At 35.5% G+C, this 24,422-nt stretch carries 16 protein-coding genes; 14 read left to right on the forward strand and 2 right to left on the reverse strand.

The genetic code is table 11. The features are described 5' to 3' along the window. Positions 1-10 precede the first annotated feature (10 nt). Complete coding sequence (locus JAZ75_RS01090; protein WP_132772663.1) at positions 11-1,054, reverse strand: RluA family pseudouridine synthase; 1,044 nt, start codon at positions 1,052-1,054, stop codon at positions 11-13. Positions 1,055-1,109: 55 nt separating this feature from the next. Between JAZ75_RS01090 and JAZ75_RS01095 the strand changes: the two genes are divergently transcribed. The 6 genes from JAZ75_RS01095 (at position 1,110) to ppk1 (ending at position 12,029) form a co-directional block, all read left to right on the forward strand. Further along, on the forward strand, positions 1,110-2,015 hold the full coding sequence (locus JAZ75_RS01095) for a 1-aminocyclopropane-1-carboxylate deaminase/D-cysteine desulfhydrase (protein ID WP_021191180.1): 906 nt from the start codon (positions 1,110-1,112) through the stop codon (positions 2,013-2,015). A gap of 89 nt (positions 2,016-2,104) precedes the next feature. Beyond that, entirely contained in the window at positions 2,105-2,668 is a 564-nt protein-coding gene (locus JAZ75_RS01100; RefSeq protein WP_132772660.1) for an NADPH-dependent FMN reductase, read from the forward strand. Positions 2,669-2,740: 72 nt separating this feature from the next. Then, on the forward strand, positions 2,741-3,319 hold the full coding sequence (locus JAZ75_RS01105; protein ID WP_021191181.1) for a DJ-1/PfpI family protein: 579 nt from the start codon (positions 2,741-2,743) through the stop codon (positions 3,317-3,319). Positions 3,320-3,472: 153 nt separating this feature from the next. Then, positions 3,473-3,853, forward strand: coding sequence for a hypothetical protein (locus JAZ75_RS01110; RefSeq protein WP_132772658.1), 381 nt, complete (start codon positions 3,473-3,475; stop codon positions 3,851-3,853). Positions 3,854-3,929: 76 nt separating this feature from the next. Further along, positions 3,930-9,827, forward strand: a complete 5,898-nt coding sequence (locus JAZ75_RS01115; RefSeq protein WP_208699798.1) for an alpha-2-macroglobulin family protein — start codon at positions 3,930-3,932, stop codon at positions 9,825-9,827. Positions 9,828-9,959: 132 nt separating this feature from the next. Continuing rightward, positions 9,960-12,029, forward strand: coding sequence for a polyphosphate kinase 1 (gene ppk1, locus JAZ75_RS01120; protein WP_168127455.1), 2,070 nt, complete (start codon positions 9,960-9,962; stop codon positions 12,027-12,029). Positions 12,030-12,065: 36 nt separating this feature from the next. Here the strand turns inward: ppk1 and guaB are convergent, their stop codons facing one another. Then, complete coding sequence (gene guaB / locus JAZ75_RS01125; protein ID WP_021191186.1) at positions 12,066-13,541, reverse strand: IMP dehydrogenase; 1,476 nt, start codon at positions 13,539-13,541, stop codon at positions 12,066-12,068. 239 nt (positions 13,542-13,780) lie between these two features. Between guaB and JAZ75_RS01130 the strand changes: the two genes are divergently transcribed. The 8 genes from JAZ75_RS01130 (at position 13,781) to JAZ75_RS01165 (ending at position 24,371) form a co-directional block, all read left to right on the forward strand. Next, on the forward strand, positions 13,781-14,254 hold the full coding sequence (locus tag JAZ75_RS01130) for a hypothetical protein (protein WP_031289033.1): 474 nt from the start codon (positions 13,781-13,783) through the stop codon (positions 14,252-14,254). A 240-nt stretch (positions 14,255-14,494) separates the two neighbouring features. Further along, entirely contained in the window at positions 14,495-17,461 is a 2,967-nt protein-coding gene (gene secDF / locus JAZ75_RS01135) for a protein translocase subunit SecDF (protein ID WP_208699800.1), read from the forward strand. A 145-nt stretch (positions 17,462-17,606) separates the two neighbouring features. Then, a complete protein-coding gene (locus tag JAZ75_RS01140) occupies positions 17,607-18,041 on the forward strand; it encodes a MarR family winged helix-turn-helix transcriptional regulator (protein WP_208699802.1) in 435 nt (144 codons plus the stop codon). A gap of 8 nt (positions 18,042-18,049) precedes the next feature. Beyond that, positions 18,050-19,054 (forward strand): NAD(P)/FAD-dependent oxidoreductase, encoded by a 1,005-nt coding sequence (locus JAZ75_RS01145; protein ID WP_208699804.1) that lies wholly within the window; start codon positions 18,050-18,052, stop codon positions 19,052-19,054. 3 nt (positions 19,055-19,057) lie between these two features. Next, a complete protein-coding gene (locus tag JAZ75_RS01150; RefSeq protein ID WP_208699806.1) occupies positions 19,058-19,387 on the forward strand; it encodes a 2Fe-2S iron-sulfur cluster-binding protein in 330 nt (109 codons plus the stop codon). Between the two features lie 265 nt (positions 19,388-19,652). Then, complete coding sequence (locus JAZ75_RS01155) at positions 19,653-20,972, forward strand: NAD(P)/FAD-dependent oxidoreductase (RefSeq protein WP_208699808.1); 1,320 nt, start codon at positions 19,653-19,655, stop codon at positions 20,970-20,972. Between the two features lies 1 nt (position 20,973). Further along, on the forward strand, positions 20,974-22,629 hold the full coding sequence (locus JAZ75_RS01160; protein ID WP_208699810.1) for a DNA polymerase/3'-5' exonuclease PolX: 1,656 nt from the start codon (positions 20,974-20,976) through the stop codon (positions 22,627-22,629). An 83-nt stretch (positions 22,630-22,712) separates the two neighbouring features. Next, positions 22,713-24,371, forward strand: a complete 1,659-nt coding sequence (locus tag JAZ75_RS01165) for a M1 family metallopeptidase (RefSeq protein WP_208699812.1) — start codon at positions 22,713-22,715, stop codon at positions 24,369-24,371. Positions 24,372-24,422 lie beyond the last annotated feature (51 nt).

Genomic DNA, 24,422 nt, shown 5'->3' on the forward strand with positions numbered 1-24,422 from the left:
AGTATAAATATTATTCTTCAGTTGGTTTTGATAAAGCGGCATAATGACGCCATTTCTCCAATCCTAAACGAAAATCTTCTGGTAATGGTACTTCAAATTTAATATTTTCTTTTGATGTTGGATGTACAAAACCAATTACTTCTGCATGAAGAGCTTGTCTAGGTAATATTTTAAAACAATTTTCTACAAATTGTTTATATTTTGTAAATACGGTACCTTTTATAATCTTGTCTCCACCATACATGGCATCATTAAATAATGGATGACCAATAGATTGCATGTGTGCACGAATCTGATGTGTTCTTCCAGTTTCCAACTGACATTCAATTAAAGTCACATAACCTAAACGTTCTATAACCCGGTAATGGGTAACAGACCAGCGCCCATTTGCTTCACTGTCGTACATAGCCATAATACGTCTATCTTTCTGATGACGCCCTATATAACCTGTAATGGTACCATCTTCTTTAATATCACCCCATACCAGCGCAATGTATTTTCTTGTGATACTGTGATCAAAAAATTGCTTCGCCAAGTGAGTCATCGACTTTTCATTCTTGGCAATAACAAGTAATCCAGACGTATCTTTATCAATACGGTGCACTAAACCTGGACGATCAGAGTTTCCGGGTAACTGTGGCAACTGCTGAATATGATGCGTTAAAGCATTTACCAATGTTCCATTATAGTTATTAAAACCAGGATGGACAACCATTCCAGATTCTTTGTTGACGATCAATACATCATTATCTTCATAAATGATATCCAAAGGAATATCTTCGGGATATACTTCGGTATCTCTTGGGGGATCGGGCAAGACAACAGTGATAACATCAAATGGTCTCACTTTGTAGCTTGCCTTTACAGGCTTTTCGTTCACTAATACGGACTCCGCTTCAATAGCTGCCTGAATTTTATTTCGAGATGCATTCTCTACTCTATTCATCAGAAACTTATCGATGCGCAGTAACGCTTGTCCTTTATCTACCTCTATACGCAAATGTTCAAATAACTCTTGATCATCTTGCTCTTGTAACTCTAAATTTTCAGCCATCGTACAAAAATAACCTAATTCATACAAATTCTACTAACTTTGTACATTAAAGTGTATGATATCTTTTAATTTTTATAGTCCCGAACAAAAAATTAGTTTTCCAGACTGGGGAAAAAAAACTATTTATGTCTCTATAAAGCGTGATGACATGATCCATCCGTTTATTTCAGGTAATAAATGGCGGAAATTAAAATTTAATTTGGAGCGTGCATTAGCAGAAAATAAAAACCATTTGGTCACTTTTGGCGGTGCATGGTCTAACCACATTTTGGCAACAGCTTGCGCCGGTGCTACCTTTGGTCTAAAAACAACAGCCTTTTTACGGAGTGACCCTGGAATAAATAATCCGCTCATCGCCATGTGTCGATTATTTGGGATGGAAATTATCTATACTGATCGTACCGAATTTAAAAATAAGCAAGTTCTGTTTGATAAACATTTCAGTAATAACTCAAATGCTTATTTTATAGATGAGGGAGGTCATGGACCGCTTGGTTCTAAAGGATGCGAAGAAATTATAGCATCACTACAGGAATCTTACGATCATATTTTTTGCGCCTGCGGTACTGGGACTACCCTCGCAGGATTACAACACGGTGTGGCGGCATCTGGATTACAAACTGTTGTCCATGGCGTACCTGTCTTAAAAGGAGGAGATTTTATTCATGATGAAGTGCACAAAATATATCCTAGCGATCCTGTTGCAACCCTTCATACTGGATATCATTTTGGAGGATACGCGAAAACTAAACCCGAACTTTTACGGTTCATTGAAAAATTTGTTTCCAATACAGGAATCATGATCGAACCAACTTATACAGGTAAACTCTTTTTTGCGGTTAATGATTTGATTTCTCAAGATTACTTTAAACCTGATGCACGCATTTTGGTTATTCATACCGGAGGGTTAACTGGCTTTCTGGGCATGTATGAACGTTTTAATCTTGATCTAGGTCAATAAATAACTATTTTGGAACCTTTCAAACATTATTTTGACATTTTCATAAAATTAATATTGTACGTTTGAACATCAAATAATAAAAGCTCAAAATGAAAATATTAGCATTTGCTGCTAGTAACAGCAGAAATTCAATTAACAAAACTTTCGTTACTTCAGTTTCTAAATATTATAAAGAAGTAGACGATGTAATCGATATATTAGATTTGAATGATTACGAAATGCCCTTGTATTCTATTGATAGAGAAATAGAGTCTGGCATTCCACAATTAGCATTAGATTTCGCTTCAAAAATTGATGAATCCGATTTTTTATTGATATCGATTGCAGAATACAATGGTTCTTACAATGTTGGTTACAAAAACATCATCGATTGGGTATCCAGAATTGCAGGTCGTAAAACGTTCAATGGAAAACCTGTTTTTCTATTAGCTACTAGCCCAGGACCTATGGGTGGATCTACTGTTTTAAATACAGCCGTAAATAGAATCACTTGGGATGGTGCAGAAGTTTTGGACTCATTCTCCTTACCTGAATTTGGAAATAATTTCGAAAGCGGAAAAGGAGTTACAAATATTCAACATAGAAGTAAGTTAGAAGCTAAAGTACGAGCAACTAAACGTGCTTTAAAAGAGAGAACGGCAAAGCTAGTTTAACCATAACTTAACAGAAAAAGTCATAGTCGTCTCTGACTTTTTTTGTATCTTGGAGAGATAAAAAACAAATTTATGGCAAAGAAAATATTATTACTTGTTGGCGATTTCGTAGAAGACTACGAAGCAATGGTTCCTTTTCAGGCTATGGGTTCTCTAGGTATTGATGTTGATGCTGTAGCACCAGATCGCAAAAAAGGTGATGTAGTACCTACTGCAGTTCATGATTTCACAGGTGACCAAACCTATAAGGAATTACGTGGACACAATTTTGGAATCAATAAAGATTTTGATACCATTAATGTAGAAGAGTATGATGGTCTGTATATAGCGGGAGGCCGGTCTGCAGAGTATATCCGACTGAACAAACGTGTATTAGAAATAACAAAGTATTTTTTTGACAACAATAAGCCCGTTGCGGCGATCTGTCATGGCATACAAGTTTTAACAGCAGCAAAAGTACTCCAAGGACGTACATTAACGGCGTATGTAGCTGTAGGACCAGACATCGAACTTGCTGGCGGAACATGGAAAAACATCCCCGCAGATCAAGCGATTGTAGATGGAAATTTAGTAACATCACCTGCTTGGCCAGGTCATCAAGCTATTCTTAAGGAGTTTTACAAACTATTAGGAATTACAATAGCAATTTAATTACAATACGTTTAAGGAAGCTATCAAGATCGTGAAATAAGTAAGGATATAAATTTTTTGCTCATGATAGCTTCATTACCATTACAAAAACAACTCGAGTACGCTGAGCTTACTGATACAAATGGAAGCTTACACTCATAATGAATAAGTTTAATGAAAAAAAATAAACGGGTATGGTTAATTATCATACCTATTCTAGCAATTCTAGCCTTCATGTTAAAGGATTCTTTAACACAAAAAAGCATTGAAGATCTACCTGGCGAATTTAAAGAGGTTGCATTTGTAAGAAATGAGCAAAATAAAGGCGGTATCATACGCATATATGCAATTTCTGTTGGCAAACCTGATGAAGCAGATTATAAGGCCTGCATAGATTTACTACCGGTAAATGATTATGGAAGCTCAACTACGGCTTACTTTTTTGATAAAAATACGCCCTATCCTACTTCACTAACTATAGAAGCTCCCCACTATGATGGGAAGAAGTTTCAAGCGATTCAAATTTCAAAAAAATCGGGTATGGATAAAAAATAAAAAGGAACAATAAATTCTTTATATTTAAAGAGAATACGCATTGTATTCTCTTTTTTTATTTTCTATAGGTTTTATCATGAAAAAAATACTCCTTTTCATATACTCATTATTGTGCTTATCGCATTCATATGCACAAAAGAAAAACAATCTTGCTCCCTTATGGATGCAGATTGACAGTCTGGCTGATAATCAATTTTGGAAAGAGATCTCTCCTATTCTTGCTAAGGTAGAAGCCGAAGCAGTAAAAAGAAATTGGTATGATGAACAGGTCAAAGCTTTTCTATATCGCCAAAAGATAAACATGCAGACTTCAGATGATTCGGATATAAAATTAAAAGTCATTCAAGAATTTGATATCAAAATTAAACAGCTCGAGAATAAAACCGCGAAAGCCATTTTAACCATTCAACAGGCCCGTAATTATAACGATTATTTCATCAGTAATTATTACAGCATTAATCAGCGTACTGAAGTACAAAACGATGTTAATAACGATTTTACTTTCTGGACAAGTAAACAATTTGAAGATAAAATCAAATCCTTATATCAAAATGCCTTAATAGAAAAAGACATGCTCTTGCATGAACCAAAAGAAAAATGGAGTAAACTCATTGAATCACCACAGCAGTCCTATCTGCCAACGCTATACGATATTGCAGTTTATGATTATATCGATCTCCTTCAACAAAATCAGCCCTACCAGATCTCTTCAGCTAGAAATCAAAAAGATAGTAATACCAAAATTGTCGATAGCTTATACCACGATCTTATAAAAATCCATGAGGGCAAAAATATAGATGCCTATTTATTTAATCAATACCAATTATTGCGTAGCAAAAATAATCCGGATTCTTCCAGATTACAAATTCTTGAAAATTGGATCGCAAAATATAAGCAGTCCCCACTCAAAGAAATTATGATTGTAGATTATATCAACATCTACAAAAACAAGGCAAATATTGTCGCGGTAAATCAACAAGAACAAATAAATATCTTACTAAGAAAAATAGAAACGTATTTACCGCTTGCGGACAGTGCTCATACAAAAACCTATCTATCAACAGTCCGTCAAAATATATTAAAACCAGAAATTCTTCTTGAATCGAAGGAATTTAATACCGCGAATAAAGAGGCATTAATGAAAGTGACACACCGAAATGTCAGTAAGATATTCTATAAAATAATACGTCCAAGAAATATCTTAGATCGTTTTCAATCCGAAATTAACAACGCTAATGATAGTACATTATGGAACATAATCCACACTTTCACCAAAAATAACAACGTTGTAAAGGAAGGCTTTTTTGATCTTAAAGATTTTAAAGATCAAGTAAGTCACGAGACAACTTTGCTAATCCCTGCACTTGATGCAGGTTCTTATACCATCGTATATGCTTCCTCTCCATTTGAAAACGAATACAATGAAAAAAACTGCTATGGCTATCTAAAATTAAATTTTAGCAAATACGCAATGTTGCAAGATGATCAAGTTGTACTGATCGTAAACCGGGAAACAGGGGCACAACAATCCAATGTCTCATTGAAATTTTACAACTTACGTCAAGATAAGTTTGAACTACAATCAACTGAAGCGACAGATAAGAATGGTGTTTTTAACAATAAAAATCAAAATAGAAATCTATTTTTAAGGATTAATGATGAACCTGTATTCATCCCCTTCAATTCATACTATTATCCTCAAGTTGATCATAAAGAAGACACACATAACGATGCAAAAATATTTACGGATAGATCGATCTATAGACCGGGCCAGATTGTCTATTTCAAAGCAATCGTATATAAGAATTACGAAAAGATTAAATACGCAACTATGGCTGATAAACGTATCGTTGTGGGATTATACGACACCAATAATCAACGTGTTGATGAAAAATCATTGGTCACCAATGATTTTGGATCAACAGCAGGATCATTTATCTTAAATACAGGTAATGTAACAGGTCAGTATTATATACAGATTACTGGTGATGGCATAAACCAAAATTACAGCTTCAGTGTAGAAGAATATAAACGTCCAAAATTTGAAGTTACTTTTGACGAATTTAAAGATAAGAAATCATTAGGTGACTCCATTTCTATAACAGGAAAAGCTATATCTTTTAGCGGTGTTCCTATAGCTAATGCCACGGTGGCATATTCGGTCAACAAAGTTGAAAATAGAATAAGACCTTTCGATGTATATGATAGAATTATCGATCGCACATTTAGCGAGACAATCAAAATAGATACCATACGAACTGATAACGAGGGAAATTTTATCATTAGTTTCAAAAGTGAAATACCACAAGATTTTAACAGCAAGTGGCGAGTTACCCAATCATTCAACATCAATGCCTCAGTAATGGATGCTACTGGTGAAACCAATGAAAGTACCACCCGTTTAACTATCGGAAATATTCCCTTTACTTTACAGATAGATGCACCAGAACAAATTGATGCAAATGATCTGGATTCGATTACAATAAGTGCACAAAACCTATCTGGACAAAAAGTACCTGCAAAAGGTAAATTTATACTAAAAAAACGAATAGAAAATAAACGTCTTATTGTCTCCCCGTCATTCTATATTGCGCATGACTTTAGTTACTACAATAGCATTCCTAAGGATGAATTTTTACAGAAGTTCCCCTATGAACCTTACGGAATTGAATATAAAAAAGAAGAGGATTTTACGGTGGTTTACGAGGCAGATTTTGATCTTTCCCAATCAAATAAAATAAAACTTCCAAACAGCAGTAGTTTTGCAGGAAAATATAAATTGGAAGCAATTTCAATTGTTGCGGAAGATACTATTCGTAGTGAGCGGATGATTGAAATCAACAATTCACGGCTACAATCAGATGAAAAATCACCTTTGACCGTTACTGCTGACAAAGCTAATTATCAACTAGCTGACAAGGCTAAAATAAGTCTGGAAACGGATTTTGATTCTCTTCATCTCAACATGACTTCTTCCGAAGATGAAAAAATAGATTTTAAAGTCGTTTCAAAAACGAAAACAACAATTCAAGTTGAAATTCCTAAAACCATCAAGAATAGTTTGGTATTGAATTTCACTGGTGTTAAAAATGGACAGCTTTTCACTAAAACTTTGGTGTTGCCAATACAACAATATAGCCCATCGCTAACAATAGAAACAAAAACTTTCAGAAATAAACTGTATCCTGGACAAAAAGAAACTTGGGAATTGGTCATTAAAGGAAAAAAAGGGGAGCAGATTGCATCAGAGCTTTTGGTGAATATGTATGACGCATCTTTAGACAAACTTAAAAATGTGACCAGCAATGATTTTTCATTTCCTCTAAATCCTTATTCATATCCTTCTTATAGAGCCTGGTATTATACCAATAATCTCAGCAGAAGTACTTTCATCCAAAATTTTGGCGAATTGAATTTTAACACAGCACTAGATTACGATCGATTTAAGAATTTTGGATTCAATATCAATAATTATGATTTTGGCCGTACCAGAAGAATGTCCCCTACTGGATCACTTAGAATCCGAGGTGCAGTAGCAAAACAGGCGGCTGGAGCAGCCCAAGAAGATCTTATGCTCGCAGATGCAGCATCTCCTGTAATGGAAGAGGTAGTCGTAGTCTCCAGTCAAGCAGAAATCGACAAAAATAAAGGCGAGAATCCAATTCAGATTCGGAAAAATCTACAGGAAACAGCTTTCTTCTTACCTCAACTACGAACAGATAAAGATGGTCATGCGGTGTTCAGCTTTGATTCTCCAGAAAGTTTAACCCGCTGGAAGTTTATGGCAATCGCGCATAGTAAAGAATTAGCTATAGGTACCTACACTAATTTTGTTGAAACACAAAAAGATCTGATGATTGTACCCAATATGCCACGTTTCTTTAGAGAAGCAGATCAAATAACAATCAAAGCAAAGGTCAATAACTTGTCTGCAAATGATTTAAAAACCTCTGTTTCGCTAGAAATGTTTGATGCAATTACCATGGCGCCCCTAGCTCTTAACATTCCAATAAAACAAATTACGGTAATTGCTAAAGGCAGTGAAAATACGAGCTGGGAAATTACGATCCCTAAAAATATTGAAGCAATCACCTACCGTATCGTGGCAAAAGGAGGTAACTTCTCTGACGGTGAAGAATCCACTATTCCTGTTCTAAAAAACAGTATGTTAGTCACAGAAACTTTACCTATTGCTGTAAGAGAAGGTCAGTCGAAATCTTTTGAAATGAAAAGTTTACAACAGGGCTCGTCTACTTCCGAACCATACCGCTATACAGTAGAATTAACAAGCAATCCGATCTATCATGCCTTATTTGCGCTACCCTATGTCAATGAGTATCCATATGAATCATCAGAATCAATTTTCAGTAAATTCTATCTAAATTCATTTTCTGCACATCTGGTCAATCAGCACCCAAAAATAAAGCCTGTATTTGAACAATGGAAAGGTAAACAGCAACTTCAATCAAATTTACGTATCAATGAGGAATTGAAAACAATTATGATACAGGAAACACCTTGGTTAAAAGATGCAATTAATGAGGAAGAAACAATGAAGAACATTGCACATCTATTTGATCAGAATACGCTTAAAAATACATTAAAAACAGACGTCGCGAAACTTGCTGCTTTGCAATCATCCGGTGGAGGGTTTTCATGGTATCCTGGAGGTAATGAGAATTTCCAGGTCTCCACCTATATCCTTGAGGGCATCAATAAATTAAATGCGAAAGGCATCATTGCTGAATTTGATTTGACAAATATGGTTAAACCGATCATCACGAAAGGCTTCGCATTTTTAGACAATGAGATTTTACATAATTGGTCCCGTTTTCAGCAAGACAATAAGATGAAACCTAATATTGATCAAGGAATCGAATATCTCTTCGTAAGAAGCAGTTATTCGCCTGAAGATAAAAATACGCAACTGGAACCAGCTATTGCATATTTTCTAAAAGAGATAGATAAAAATAAACTAACATACAGTATTAGCACGCAAGCCAAAGTAGCCCTTATTTTAAATCGCTACAACTTAAAGGAATCTGCTGCACTAGTCATCAAACAATTGCAACAAAAATCTATTGAATCTGTTGAAAAAGGTATGTACTGGAATCAAAATCAACCTGGCTGGTCTTGGTACGAAGCACCAATTGAGACACAAGCCCAACTGATAAGAGCATTTGACGAAGTAAGTCAAGATAAAAAAGCAATTGAAAATATGAAGATCTGGTTGATCAAAAATAAACAAGTACGACACTGGAATTCAACTAAAGCGACTGTCGCTGCTGTTGATGCCTTGATCAACTATGGCGAAAACTGGCTAGATGCTCCAGAAGGTCTTACCATAAAAGTCGCTGGTAAACCATTAGATGAAACACAAATATCGAAACAAATCGGTTCTGGTTACAGGAAAGAAAGTTGGATGAAAAAAGAAATTAAACCTGAATTAGGGAAAGTTGAAATCTCAAAAGCAAGTCCTGGCATAGCATTAGGAGGTTTGTATTACCAGTATTTTGAACAATTAGATCAGATACGGTCCGCCTCATCAACCATTAGCTTACAAAAAGAGCTTTATCTCAAGAAAATTGAACAGTTGAAAGAAGTACTAGTCCCTATAACAGCAGCAACACCTATTCAACTTGGAGATATTGTGAAAGTACGGATTTTGATAAAAAGTGATGGAAATCTATCATTCGTACACCTCAAAGATATGCGAGCATCTGGGTTTGAGCCAACAAATGTAACATCAACCTATAAATACAAACAAGGTTTTGGTTATTATGAAAGCACCAAAGACGCTGCAACGAATTTTTTTATCGATTATTTACCACAAGGAAGCTACGTATTTGAATATGAGTTAAGAGCAAATAATGCGGGTATATTTTCAAATGGAATAACAACTATTCAAAATCTATATGCGCCAGAAATGTCATCACATTCGACAGGTATTCAGATCAAAATAACGGATAACTAGATCACTTAATAGTATTAAAGAGGTGTTACTACATATATATTTAACAATTATTTAATACTATTAAAATACTACATTAATTAAGTAAATTTACATTTGAGGCTAATCGCATAAATAAGAAGTATTAAAAAAAATATGGCACGAAAATTCATTCCTAGAGATGTCAGCTGGTTAAGTTTTAATAGCAGAGTTCTACAGGAAGCGGCTGATGAAACAGTACCTCTTCCTTCTAAAATAAAATTCTTAGGCATATTTTCTAATAACCTAGACGAATTTTTTAGAGTACGCATACCGGGGCTAAAACGCGCAATAGATATTAAAGACAAAGAGGCTAATACATCCTTTTTTGAAGACCCGCAAATTATACTGGATGAAGTCAATACGATTGTTATAAAACAGCAAAAAAAGTTTGATAATTTTTGGGCGCTTATACAAAAAGAGATGGCGCAACAACATGTATATATCAAAGATGCAAGTCAGCTCAACCTCAAACAAGAAGAATTTGTTCGCAATTTCTATTCAGAAGATGTCGAGTCTAACGTCATTCCATTATTGCTCGATGATAGTCGCCCTATGCCCTATCTTCGCGATAAAAGTCTTTACTTAGGAATTTCCATGCGCAAACAGGAATGGGAATATGAAACAAGATTTGCCATAATCGAAATTCCAACTACGCTAAATGGTCGTTTTGTAATCTTACCCGCCTCAGCGAAGGAAAAACATATTATTTTACTAGAAGACATCATTAAATTCAATCTTCCTTATATCTTTTCTTATTTTGGATTTGACGAATTTCATGCGCATGTCTTCAAAATAACTAAAGATGCAGAATTTGATATTGATAATGATATCAATACCACATTAGCAGAGAAAATATCAAAAGGGATAAAAAACAGAAGAAAAGGTAAAACAACACGCTTTATCTTTGATAAAGAAATGGACCCTAGGCTAGTCGAATTTTTAATCAAAAAATTACAATTAACGAAAAAAGATAATATCATACCCGGGCAGAAAATCCATAATTTCAAACATTTTATGGACTTCCCTAATGTATTTAAGCAACCAAACCTGCCTATTACAAACCCAGCATTTACACATCCTCAACTGAACAAAACACAAAGGATTACCGATATCATTATCAAAAAAGATATCTTGCTATCATTTCCTTATCACACTTTCCGTCCAGTAATCGATCTGCTCCGCGAAGCGGCAATGGATCCAGATGTTAAGACCATTCAAATCACAGCATATCGCCTCGCATCAAATAGTAAAATCGTCAATGCGTTGATTAATGCGGCACGAAATGGAAAAGATGTAACAGTAATGCTTGAACTACAGGCTCGATTTGATGAAGAGAATAATCTATTTTGGAAAGAGAAACTTGAACTTGAGGGTATTCGGGTTTTAACTGGTGTTCCTAATAAAAAGGTACATGCAAAACTCTGCATCATTAAAAAAAGAGTTGGTGCCAAAACCATTCAATATGGTTTTGTAAGTACAGGGAACATCAATGAAAAAACAGCAAAACTATATGGAGATTACTGTTTATTGACCAGCAATAGAAGTGTCATGGCAGATATAAACAAAGTCTTTCATTTCCTAAAAAAGCCAAAAAGCAATCCAGCTGAAGTCATTAAAAACTGTAATAGCCTACTTATCTGCCCTACAGATATGCGTAATGGAATTATTCATTATATCGATAAAGAAATTGAGGAAGTTAAAGCTGGAAGAAAAGCACGTATCATCTTAAAGGTGAACTCGCTCAGTGATCGGATACTGATTAAGAAATTATATGATGCCGCCGAAGCAGGTGTACAGCTTGATCTCATTGTAAGAGGTATCTATTGCGCCACGAATCAAACAAAATTTAAAAAAGCAATCAATGCTATCAGCATCGTTGACGAATTTTTGGAACATGCCCGTGTGATGTATTTTTATGCTGCAGGAAAAGAAGTGACCTATATCTCTTCAGCAGATTGGATGACGAGAAACTTGGATCACCGTATAGAGGCTGCTGTAAAAATTAACAGTAAGAAAATAAGGGATGAAATCAAAGATATGTTGCAGATCCAGCTACGCGATAATGTAAAAGCCCGTATTTTGAACAATGAACTCAATAACCGGTACGTTGAAAATGACAAGGAGTCTTGTCGCTCACAAATTGAAATCTATAATTATCTCAGGAAAAAAACAGACGAGGTATAAAAAAAGGTCAGCGATTGAATCGCTGACCTTTTTTTATTAACCTCTACTATTGTAGTTAGGAGCTTCTTTTGTAATCGAAATATTATGTGGATGAGATTCACGTAATCCAGCACCTGTAATACGTACAAATTGTGCTTCTTGTAGCTTTTCAATTGTAGCAGCTCCACAATAGCCCATTGATGCCTTCAATCCGCCCATGTATTGATATACAACCTCAGCTAACGTCCCTTTATATGGAACGCGACCAACAATACCCTCAGGAACTAATTTCTTAATATCATCTTCAACGTCTTGGAAGTAACGATCTTTAGATCCTTTTTCCATCGCTTCGATAGATCCCATTCCGCGGTATGATTTAAATTTACGTCCTTCGTAAATGATCGTTTCTCCCGGAGCTTCTTCAACACCTGCAAATAATGATCCGGCCATAATGGTATAAGCACCAGCTGCAATTGCTTTTGCGATATCACCTGTTTGTTTTATACCACCATCAGCGATCAATGGAACACCAGTCCCTTTTAATGCCTTTGCTACTTCATAGATGGCGTACAACTGAGGCACTCCAACACCAGCAATAATACGTGTTGTACAGATTGAACCTGGTCCGATACCTACTTTTACAGCGTCAGCACCGGCTTCTGCTAATGCTTTTGCAGCTGCACCTGTAGCAATATTACCAACAATAACCTGTAAGTCAGGGAATGTTGCTTTCACCAATTTCAATTTATCAATTACACCTTTTGAATGACCGTGTGCAGTATCAATAGTAATCACATCAACACCAGCTTTTACTAAAGCTTCTACACGATCTAAAGTATCTGGAGTGACACCAACTGCACCACCAACCAATAAACGACCGTGCGTATCTTTAGCTGCATTTGGATAATGTTTGTATTTTTGAATATCTTTAAAAGTAATAAGACCTTTTAATATACCTTCATTATCAACAACTGGAAGTTTTTCAATCTTATGATCTTGTAAAATTTCTTCTGCTCGTACTAAATCTGTCCCTTCTGGTGCAGTAACAAGATTGTCTTTCGTCATTAACGAAGAGATCGGTTGACTCATGACTTTTTGGAAACGTAAATCACGGTTCGTTACAATACCAACTAACTTGCCTTTTTCATCTATTACAGGAATGCCACCAATCTTATGATCTTTCATAATTTTAAAAGCATCTCCTACTGTTGCAGTTTGCAATAAAGTTACAGGATCTTGAATCATACCGCTTTCTGAACGCTTTACTTTACGTACTTCAGCAGCCTGCTCTGCAATCGTCATGTTCTTATGCAACATACCAATACCGCCGGCTTGTGCGATAGCAATAGCTAAATCAGCACCCGTCACCGTGTCCATAGCCGCAGATACTAATGGAATATTTAATTTGATTTTTTTTGTCAGAAAAGTACTTGTATCGACATCACGTGGTAAAACTTCAGAATAAGCTGGAATTAATAATACGTCGTCGTAGGTAAGTCCTTCTGCTACGAATTTTTGTGGATCTAATTGCATGGCAAATATGTATTGGGTTCTCTATTTGCCAGGCAAAATTAAGTATTTTCAGCGAAATATAAAAATTAATTTCACTAATTACATTTAAATGATTATCCTAACATGCAGTTAACAGCTCATTCTCATTAGCTTAATCATGCAACCTTATCAAACAGCCAACATTCCGGTATCGTGCGTAACAACTTTTGGCAGGTTATTTGCATAAGATGTCTAAATTGAATTTATATAAAACACATATTATGAAAAAAGTATTACTATCGGTAGCAGCTGTTGCCATATTAGCTCTAGGAGCACAGGAGGCAAAAGCACAATCACCACAACGCGCTGCAATTGGTGTTGTATTTGACGGTACAGCTGGTGATTTATGGGGTGTTCAGTACAAACAGTCTATGGGAGGTGCAAACAACGGACAGGCACAAATTATGTTCGATGACAATGTGGTTGCTGTAGGAGCAGATTACCAATATGCAAGACCATTTTCTGGTGCTAAAGGGTTAGGATGGTATGCAGGTGTTGGTGCACAGTTATCTTTTGTTGACGCAGGTGACAATATTACTCTTGTAGCACTTCGTCCTCAATTAGGTCTAGAATTTAAAATTCCGGCTGCACCTATCGGTTTTCACGCAGATTGGAAACCAGATTGGAGATTAAACCACAATAGTGACTTTGATGCATCTACTTTTTCATTCGGTATCAAATACACGTTGAGATAATTAAAATCGTATATTTTAATAGAGAAAGCCTCCCAAACGGGAGGCTTTCTCTATTATATCGCATCCTTATATACTGTTCCTTACAATTTAATCGCTTTTTATCATAAGCTTAATCAAATAAAGCTTTTCATTTTACAAAATTTTTATACCTTTGGCATTCTTGGAGAATTGTAATTTTCATACAAGAATGAGTTATCAATTATATCATATAATATCAAACTAATACACTAAAAACAGACGATGCAAGGTAAAGGGCTGATTAAATTTTTGGTGATAGCGGTATCTATAGCATGTCTATACGCCCTATCATTCACTTTTGTAACCCGCAAAGTTGAGCGTGATGCTGAGAATTATGCACAAGGAGATATGGCACGTGAAAAATCGTACCTAGACTCTATCGCTGGCGAGGTTGTTTACAATTTAGGTTTTGCAAAATACACCTATAGAGAAGCTAAAGCACAAGAACTTGCTTTAGGACTTGATCTAAAAGGGGGTATGAACGTTACGATGGAAATCTCAATCGATGAGTTGATTCGTAACTTAGCAGATAATCCTAAAGATGAGAAATTCAATGCTGCACTTACAGCTGCTATTTCGAAAAGTAAAACAAGTCAAAAATCTCTAGTTAATTTATTCATTGAAGAATATAAAGCTTCAGGTAGTACGACTCCACTTTCAACTTATTTCGCGACTAAAGATAATGCATCTTTAATCAAAGCGGGGGACTCTGATGCACAATTGGAATCTTTTTTACAAAAAGAAGCTGATAATGCTATCCAAAACTCGTACAAAGTACTTCGTACACGTATTGATAAATTTGGAGTTGCTTCTCCTAACATCCAGATTCAACAAGGTACAAATCGTATTTTGATCGAACTTCCAGGTGTTAACGATGAACAACGCGTCCGTAAATTATTACAAGGATCAGCTAAATTAGAGTTTTACGAAACTCATGCTAATCAAGAAGTGTATCCTTTATTGGAAAACATCAATAAAACTTTGTCTACAACTTTAAAAGTTGCTTCGACAGATGATAAAGCAACAACAGATTCGACTAAAAAGTCTGATGACTTATTAGCGAACCTTGGTGCTAATAAAAACACAAAAGATAGCGCTGCTGCTAAATTGTCGCAAGAAAATCCATTATTTGATGTTTTGAGACCTGCTGTTTACATGGGTGAGAATCAACAAATGGCTTTAATGCCTGGCGCAATGGTAGGTAGTGCAGAACTTAAAGATACTGCCAAAGTAAATGCTTTTTTAAACAAACCTGAGGTTAAATCTATTATCCCTGGAAATCTAAAATTGTTATGGTCAGTAAAACCAGAAGCTAAAACACCAAATATCCTTTCTTTATATGCAATCAGACCTGCAGGCGTTGATAATGGCCCAGTATTAACTGGTGATGTTATTACCAATGCGCGTGATGAGTTTAATGAGAGAAATGAACCCGTTGTTTCCATGCAGATGAACAGCGACGGTGCTCGTGAGTGGAAAAAAATTACAGCTAAAGCAGCACAAGGTCACCAATCGATCGCTATCGTTCTTGACAATGTAGTCTATTCTGCACCTGGCGTTAATGAAGAAATCGCTGGTGGTAATTCATCTATCTCTGGTTCTTTCACAGTGGAAGATACAAAGGATTTAGCGAACGTACTAAAAGCTGGTCGTTTACCAACTACCGCTAAAATCGTTGAAGAAGCGATCGTAGGTCCTACTTTAGGACAATCGGCTATTGATTCTGGTGTGAATTCAGCAGTTATCGGTATTGTGCTTGTTCTTGTATTCATGATTGCATACTATAACACTGCAGGTTTAGTAGCAAACATTGCCGTTCTTGTAAACGTATTCTTTATCATGGGGGTATTGGCATCGCTGAATGCAGTATTAACACTCCCAGGTATCGCGGGTATCGTATTGACAATGGGTACTGCGGTGGATGCCAACGTCCTAATTTACGAACGTATACGTGAAGAATTAGCCGGTGGAAAATCAATCCGTCAAGCGATTGCCGATGGTTACAAGCACGCATTACCTTCGATCTTAGATTCACAGATTACAACATTCTTAGTTGGTTTGGTATTATTCTTCTTCGGAACAGGTCCAATTTTAGGATTTGCAACCACATTAATGGTGGGTATTATCACTTCATTATTCACAGGTATATTCCTTACTCGCATTATTTTTGAGTGGATGTTAGAACGTGATATGAAAATTAAAGTTTCTTTCCCTTGGTCTGCGAAAACATTGCAAAATGCAAATTTCCAATTCATCAAGAAAAGAAAAGGCCTTTACATCGTTTCTATTGTAATTGTTATCGCTTGTTTCGCATCAATCTTTATTAAAGGCTTTAGCCAAGGTGTAGATTTTCAAGGTGGACGTACTTATACTATCCGCTATGATAAACCAGTTGATTTGGAAGCTGTGCGTCAAAACTTAGATGATGCTTTCCAGAAAACAACTGAAGTTAAAGTCTTTGGCGCTACAAATCAAGTACGTGTAACAACAACTTACCATGTAGAAGAGACTTCTGATGAAGCAGATAAAGAAGTCTTAACTAAATTGAATGACGGATTATCGAAGGTAGATGCAAGCAACAAATATGAGATTCTTTCTTCTCAGAAAGTTGGTCCTAGTATCGCGACAGATATGAAAGCAAGATCAATTTATGCAACTATATTTGCGTTATTAATCATTGCGGTTTATATCCTAGTGCGTTTCCGTAAATGGCAATATTCAGCCGGTGCGGCAATTGCAACTGTACATGATGCCATCATTGTATTAGGCTTATTCTCTATTTTAGATGGTATTGTTCCATTCTCATTAGATATTGATCAGCATTTTATTGCCGCTATTCTAACGGTATTAGGTTATTCAGTGAATGATACTGTAGTGGTATTTGACCGTATCCGTGAAGATGTAAACAAACCAAATGCTTTAAATAAAGATTTTGGTGAAACGATCAACCACGCTATTAATACAACATTAAGTAGAACGGTTATTACATCATTGACTATTGTATTCGTATTAGCAGTACTATTTATTTTCGGTGGTGAAGTTATCAGAGGATTCTCTTTCGCGATCTTAATTGGTATTATTGTAGGTACTTATTCATCTATATTCTTAGCTGCACCAGCAGTATACGATTTAAGTAAAGGAAAACACTTTGAAGAAGCTCCTAAAAAAGCTGAACCGGTAACTCCTTAGTAAAAAAAACAAAACGTCTAAAAAGGCTTTCAGATAAAATCTGAAAGCCTTTTTTATTTTACAATCAATCTACCAAATACTTGTTGCACTAAGTATTTAATGATTATATTTGTTGTACTAAATATTAGCAATACAAATATTTTAAATGCAAGACGAAAAATTCAATCGATACTCTTTCATATTAGAAAGAACAGCAAAAAAAGTAAAACAATTTGCACAAAATTCTTTTACAGATAATAATTTTGATATTACCGTAGATCAGTGGACCATCATGAAGACACTTTATGAGAATGATAATCTATTGCAAAAAGAACTTGCTGAAAAATGTTGCAAAGATCAACCTACCCTCACCCGAATTGTTGATCTGTTAATAAAAAAAGGATTAACAGAACGAGTGATCCATCCCTCTGACAGGCGAAGTATCCACTTGCACCTAACAGAGGAAGGTCGAAAGAAAGTAGAAAACTACTCTCCCATCGTTTCCAGCATTCGCATGAAAGCTTGGGAAAATCTAACAGACGAGGACTTTAGTTCCTTCACACGTATTCTAGACAAAATTTATAATAACTTAAGTAATTAACATTTGATATGATAACAACAGACATATGTATAATAGGAGCCGGACCAGTGGGTCTATTTGCTGTATTTGAAGCAGGTTTGTTAAAGATGAGATGTCACCTCATTGATGTTTTACCTCAAGTTGGAGGTCAGTTGTCTGAAATATATCCGCATAAGCCGATATATGATATACCGGGCTACCCGACTATACGTGCTCAAGAGTTGATTGACAATCAGATGAAACAGATCGAACCATTCAATCCCACTTTTACACTCGGCGAGCGTGTTGAAGGCTTAGAAAGGCAGGAAGATGGTTCATATGTGGTCGTTAGTTCAGAAGGAACACGTATACACTGCCGAGTTGTTGTTATAGCAGGCGGTTTAGGATGCTTTGAACCCCGGAAACCTGAACTGGCCAATTTAGTTAAGTATGAAAGAAAAGGTGTTGATTACATGGTCAGAAATCCAGAAACGTATCGTGATAAGAAGATCATCATCGCGGGTGGTGGCGACTCTGCCCTAGACTGGACAATTTACTTAGCCGATATCGCAAAGGAATTAACATTAATTCACAGAAGTGACTCCTTTAGAGGAGCGCCAGATTCTGCAGAAAAGGTCTATCATCTTGCCCAAAAAGGGGCTATCAACCTCTTACTGTCCCACAACCTAGCAGATGTACATGGCTCAGATAGCTTATCGCATGTCATTGCAGTCAATAAACAAAAAGAAGAAGTCAAAATGGAAGCGGATTATTTTATACCGCTATTTGGGCTAACCCCAAAATTAGGACCTATTGCGGACTGGGGCTTAAATATTGACAAGAGTGCTATCGTAGTAAACACAGTTGATTATTCGACAAATGTAGAACGCATTTATGCTATAGGAGATATCAATACCTATCCAGGTAAATTAAAGTTAATTTTATGTGGATATCATGAAGCGGCATTAATGGCTCAAAGTGCTTTTAAATATGTGTATCCAGATCAAAAACTAAGCTTCAAATATACAACTGTTAATGGTATCAATACTTTTTAAATTATGGACAATATTATTGAAATAGAAATTGAAGATCGGGATGGAACTGTTCAAACAATCGAAGTTCCTACGGATGTCAACTTATCCCTAATGGAATTGCTAAAAGCATGCGATTATGAGGTCTTAGCTACCTGTGGAGGCATGGCACTTTGCGCAACTTGTCATGTTAAAATCAAGTCTGGAGGTGAAAACTTGTCCGAACCTCAAGACCAAGAGCTCGATATGCTCGATACTTTACCCGATGCTAATGATGATAGCCGACTAGCATGCCAGCTGCGGTTAACAAATGAAAATAACGGCCTAAGTATTAAAATAAGAGGAGCATTACAGTAATAAATTATCAAAGTGTACTTTCTACACACTTTTTTTCATTTTTTGAGACAAGCCGTATTAATAAACCATGCAATTAATACGGTTTACAAAACACTGATTAACAAGGAGTAATAAAACAAGAGATATATTAAAACAGTGAGTTATCAATAAATATGACAATAAAAAGCAAGTATATATAAAGATATTTTAGTTTTTTGAGTGAAAAATTAAGATATTTGCAGAAGGATTACAATTTTCCGAATATTTTATATAAATTTCAAATAATATGCTAAGCAATCGTTCAGATAGAAAATTCCCAAAAGTGGTCATTATTGGTGCTGGATTTGGTGGAATTGAAGTTGCTAAAAAGTTAAAAAATAAGGAAGTAGAAGTACTATTATTAGACAGAAATAATTTTCATACCTTCCAACCTTTAATGTATCAGGTAGCTACAGGTACATTATCTGCAGATTCGATCTCTTTCCCTATCCGTAAGATGTTCAAATCTCAGGAGAATTTTAGTTTCAGAATTGCAGAAGTTAATCATATTGACTCGTCCAACAAGACTGTTCAAACGAATATCGGTGATTTTGAATATGATTACTTAGTGGTTGCTACTGGAGCAACAACAAATTTCTTTGGAAATCAGCAAATTGCAAAATATGCGTTACCAATGAAAAGTATTCAAGAAGCTTTAAACATTCGGAGCTATGTGCTACAAAATCTTGAAAAAGCTGTACAAATTGCAAATCCGGAAGATCGCAAATCATTTTTAAACTTTGTAATTGTAGGCGGTGGCCCAACTGGTGTTGAGCTTTCTGGAGCAATTGCTGAGATCAGAAATAATATTTTGGAAAAAGATTATCCAGAATTACGCAAGGAAGAAATGAATGTTTACTTAGTCGAAGGACAAAGTAAAGTATTAGCAAACTTGTCAGAAAAATCTTCTGAAGACTCTGAAAAATATTTAAAAGCATTAGGTGTTAAAATATTACTAAATATTTCTGTAACGGGCTTTGATGGTACTGCAATCTCTTTTGGTGATGGTAGTTCGATCGAAACAAAAACAGTTATCTGGGGCGCAGGTGTTGCAGGACAATTTCCTGAAGGTTTCAAAAAAGAAAATATTCAACGCGGTAACCGCATTCAAACAGATGATCAATGTCGTGTGTTAGATATGGAAAATGTATACGCAATTGGTGACGTTTCCGCATTTATCACAGATGATTTACCACGTGGATTACCTGGCGTGGCACCTGTAGCACAACAACAAGGTAAATATGTTGCCAAGCACATTAGCAATGTGATGGATAACCGTTCAAATGAAAAATTCTCTTACTTTGATAAGGGCTCAATGGCGACAATTGGTCGTGCGAAAGCTGTAGTCGATATGGGTAAAATCCATTTTAATGGATTCTTTGGTTGGATTGTTTGGATGTTTGTTCACTTAATGTCTATTTTTGGTTTTAGAAACAAAGTAATTACCTTTATCAACTGGACAGTGAAATTTTTCACGAAGAACTCGGGTGTTCGATTAATTTTCTATAAATTCAATCAACCAGCGCCAGAGGTAAAACAAGAAGATCAAGTATTAGAAAATAACTAAAATGGATAATAAGACAATTGCTAAAAAATTCAAGTTATGTAGCCAACTGATGGAATTACATAATGAAAACCCATTCAGAACAAAAGCAATTGCCAGTGCATCCTTTAAGTTAGATAAAATACCTTTTCTGCTGGAAACTGCTTCTTTAGAAGAAATAAGCAGTCAGCCTGGTATCGGGAAAAGCACTGCAGAGAAGGTGATAAAATTAGCCGAAACTGGCTCGTTCGATGAGCTAGACGCAATGTTAAGCATTACTCCAGAAGGAATTTTGGAAATGCTTAACATAAAAGGCTTAGGTCCAAAAAAGATACAAATTATCTGGACTGAGCTCCAGATTGAAAGTGTTGGTGAGTTATTGTATGCTTGCAACGAAAACAGGCTCATTGAGGCAAAGGGTTTTGGCCTAAAAACACAAGAGGATATTAAAAAATCCATCGAATTCTCCATATCTAATCAAGGTTGGTTTTTATATGCAAGGGTATTATCCCATGCAAACAACTTACTAGCTTCATTACAAAAGAACTTATCTCCTACCCTGATTTCATTTACTGGAGATTTTAGAAGAAAATGCGAAGTACTTAGCGCTGTTGATATCTTATTGGATACGGATAAACAAACTACTTTAGCTTATCTAAATGCCAATTATGCTGACAGTCTAAAGGAAGAACTTGAATACATTTCATTTCGAGATGAATTAGGATTTTCCTTTCATATATATCTATCAGCAACAGCAGAATTTTACCAAAACTTAATATTAACCACCGGTTCTAAAAACCACTTAGAATTACTCGATCTAACTTTGGTTACAGCTTTAGGTTCTGAAGAAGAAATCTATGCTAAACAAGGCTTAGACTATATTGAACCTGAACTTCGAGAAGGGCTGGATGAAGTATTTTTGGCGAAAAATCATCAATTACCCAAATTGATCAATTTTGATGATCTTAAAGGAACTTTACATAATCACTCGACTTATAGTGACGGTGTGCATACCTTAGCTGAAATGGCAAGATATACAAAGGAAGAATTAGGACTAAGTTATTTCGGAATTTGTGATCACTCCAAAACTGCTGTATATGCCAATGGCCTCCCTATTGAGCGGGTGCAAAAACAGTGGGAAGAAATCGATCAGCTTAATCAACAACTTGCTCCCTTTAAAATATTCAAAGGTATTGAGTCTGATATTTTATCCGATGGTTCGTTAGATTATCCAGATGAAATTCTTGCAGGTTTTGATTTTGTAGTTGCATCCGTTCATTCTAATTTAAAAATGGATGAAGAGAAAGCAACTGCTAGACTGTTAAAAGCAATAGAAAATCCATACACGACGATATTAGGACATCCAACAGGCCGCCTCTTATTAAGTAGATCCGGTTATCCACTGGATTATAAAAAAATAATTGATACTTGTGCGGCTAACAACGTTGTGATTGAAATTAATGCCAACCCGTTAAGGCTTGATTTAGATTGGAGATGGCATCGTTATGCCTTAGAAAAGGGCGTGCTTTTATCAATTAATCCAGATGCTCACCGCACGGAAGGCTTACTTGATATGCATTACGGGATATTTGTCGCAAGAAAAGGAGGATTAAGTGCTAAAAATTGCCTTAATAGCTTTTCACTAACAGAAATTGAAAGCTTTTTTAATAAAAAAAGCTAATAGATCTATTTCTTAGCAAAGATCCCATTTTTTTAAATAGGCAAATTATCTTATATTTAACACTTATATTAAAATTATAAGCGTTGAAAAATCTATCCTATTTAATTCTATTTCTTTTATTATCTCCCTTCCTTGTAAATGGGCAATTATTATCAGACAAAAATGAATTTTCCCGCAAAGATTCTTTAAGAGGTCAACTGACTCCCTTAAGAACCTGTTACGATGTCACCTATTATCACTTAGATGTTGATATTAATATTCCAAAACGTAGCATTGCAGGAAGCAATCTCATTAAATTTAAAACTATTCAAGATTTCAATCGCATCCAGATTGATCTTTTTGATAATATGGCAATTGATAAAATTCTTTACAGGGGTAAACAGCTAAAGTATACAAGAGAATTTAATGCGGTTTTTATAGATTTTCCAACACAGATTAAAGCAAACACACTGGATTCTATTTTAGTGTATTTCTCAGGTACACCACATCAAGCCAACAGAGCTCCCTGGGATGGCGGATTTGATTGGAAAAAAGACAGCAATAACAAACCTTGGGTAGCGAGTGCAAATCAGGGTATTGGAGCAAGCTTATGGTGGCCCAATAAAGATCATCAGTCAGACGAACCCGATAGCGTCTTAATCTCTGTAACAGTGCCTAAAGAACTTATGAATGTTTCTAATGGTCGTCTCCGTAATGTAGAAAACATTGGTAAGAAGAAAACTAAATTCAACTGGTTTGTTTCCAATCCCATTAACAATTATAACATTGCAATCAATATTGGTGATTACGTACATTTTCAAGATAGCTTTAATGGTGAAAAAGGAAAGCTAGATATTGACTACTACGTACTACGTGAAAATATAGAGCGGGCAAAACCGCATTTCGAGGCAAATGTAAAACCGATGCTAAAAGCATTTGAATATTGGTTTGGCCCCTACCCTTTTTATGAAGACAGTTTCAAACTAATTGAAACATCTCATTTAGGGATGGAACATCAAAGTGGTATTGCGTATGGCAATCGTTTTTTAAATGGCTATCTGGGAAGAGATGGTTCTGGAACAGGATGGGGATTAAAGTGGGACTTTATCATCATACATGAAGCCGGACATGAATGGTTTGGAAATAATATCACAGCATCGGATATTGCCGACATGTGGATTCATGAAAGTTTCACCAATTATTCAGAAGCACTTTATATCGATTACTATTTTGGTAAAAAAGCTGGGCAAGAATACATACATGGCAATCGAAGAGCGATTCAAAACAAAACACCGATTCAAGGACAATATCATGTTAATAATGAAGGGTCCGGAGACATGTATAATAAAGGTGGTGTACTGCATAACATGATTAGAACAATTATAGCAGACGATGATAAATGGCGATCTATTTTGAGAGGATTAAACGCTAAGTTTTACCATCAGCAGGTTGATTATGATGACATTGTCAATTTCATCAATCAAGAATCTGGTTTAAACTTCAACTCCATATTTGAGCAATATGTGAAGACAACTTTGATTCCTGTGTTATGTATTTCAGAGACAACAGATGGAAAAGTTCAGGCGAAGTGGAAAAATACAGTCGAAAATTTTGAAATGCCGGTCTATATTGGTACCGCAGATAATAATTTAAAAGCAATTAATATCACGAACAACGACCAAACATTAAATATTCACAATCTAACCAAAGAAAATATAAAGATTGACACTTTTAATTACTACATTGACATACAGAAAAATTAATTTCTGCAGTAAAAACATAAGAAAATGCTTTAATTAACGTTTACTTGTTAT

Source organism: Sphingobacterium sp. UDSM-2020 (assembly GCF_016132525.1).
GTDB classification, from domain to species: Bacteria; Bacteroidota; Bacteroidia; order Sphingobacteriales; family Sphingobacteriaceae; genus Sphingobacterium; species Sphingobacterium anhuiense.

What these genes read in the sequence shown, in the direction of transcription:
- secDF (WP_208699800.1), top strand. Translation starts at nt 14,495, where the DNA reads ATGCAAGGTAAAGGGCTGATTAAATTTTTGGTGATAGCGGTATCTATA.
- JAZ75_RS01150 (WP_208699806.1), top strand. Translation starts at nt 19,058, where the DNA reads ATGGACAATATTATTGAAATAGAAATTGAAGATCGGGATGGAACTGTT.
- JAZ75_RS01110 (WP_132772658.1), top strand. Translation starts at nt 3,473, where the DNA reads ATGAAAAAAAATAAACGGGTATGGTTAATTATCATACCTATTCTAGCA.
- JAZ75_RS01090 (WP_132772663.1), bottom strand. Translation starts at nt 1,054, where the DNA reads ATGGCTGAAAATTTAGAGTTACAAGAGCAAGATGATCAAGAGTTATTT.
- JAZ75_RS01130 (WP_031289033.1), top strand. Translation starts at nt 13,781, where the DNA reads ATGAAAAAAGTATTACTATCGGTAGCAGCTGTTGCCATATTAGCTCTA.
- JAZ75_RS01105 (WP_021191181.1), top strand. Translation starts at nt 2,741, where the DNA reads ATGGCAAAGAAAATATTATTACTTGTTGGCGATTTCGTAGAAGACTAC.
- JAZ75_RS01145 (WP_208699804.1), top strand. Translation starts at nt 18,050, where the DNA reads ATGATAACAACAGACATATGTATAATAGGAGCCGGACCAGTGGGTCTA.
- guaB (WP_021191186.1), bottom strand. Translation starts at nt 13,541, where the DNA reads ATGCAATTAGATCCACAAAAATTCGTAGCAGAAGGACTTACCTACGAC.
- JAZ75_RS01100 (WP_132772660.1), top strand. Translation starts at nt 2,105, where the DNA reads ATGAAAATATTAGCATTTGCTGCTAGTAACAGCAGAAATTCAATTAAC.
- JAZ75_RS01095 (WP_021191180.1), top strand. Translation starts at nt 1,110, where the DNA reads ATGATATCTTTTAATTTTTATAGTCCCGAACAAAAAATTAGTTTTCCA.
- JAZ75_RS01160 (WP_208699810.1), top strand. Translation starts at nt 20,974, where the DNA reads ATGGATAATAAGACAATTGCTAAAAAATTCAAGTTATGTAGCCAACTG.
- JAZ75_RS01115 (WP_208699798.1), top strand. Translation starts at nt 3,930, where the DNA reads ATGAAAAAAATACTCCTTTTCATATACTCATTATTGTGCTTATCGCAT.
- JAZ75_RS01140 (WP_208699802.1), top strand. Translation starts at nt 17,607, where the DNA reads ATGCAAGACGAAAAATTCAATCGATACTCTTTCATATTAGAAAGAACA.
- JAZ75_RS01155 (WP_208699808.1), top strand. Translation starts at nt 19,653, where the DNA reads ATGCTAAGCAATCGTTCAGATAGAAAATTCCCAAAAGTGGTCATTATT.
- ppk1 (WP_168127455.1), top strand. Translation starts at nt 9,960, where the DNA reads ATGGCACGAAAATTCATTCCTAGAGATGTCAGCTGGTTAAGTTTTAAT.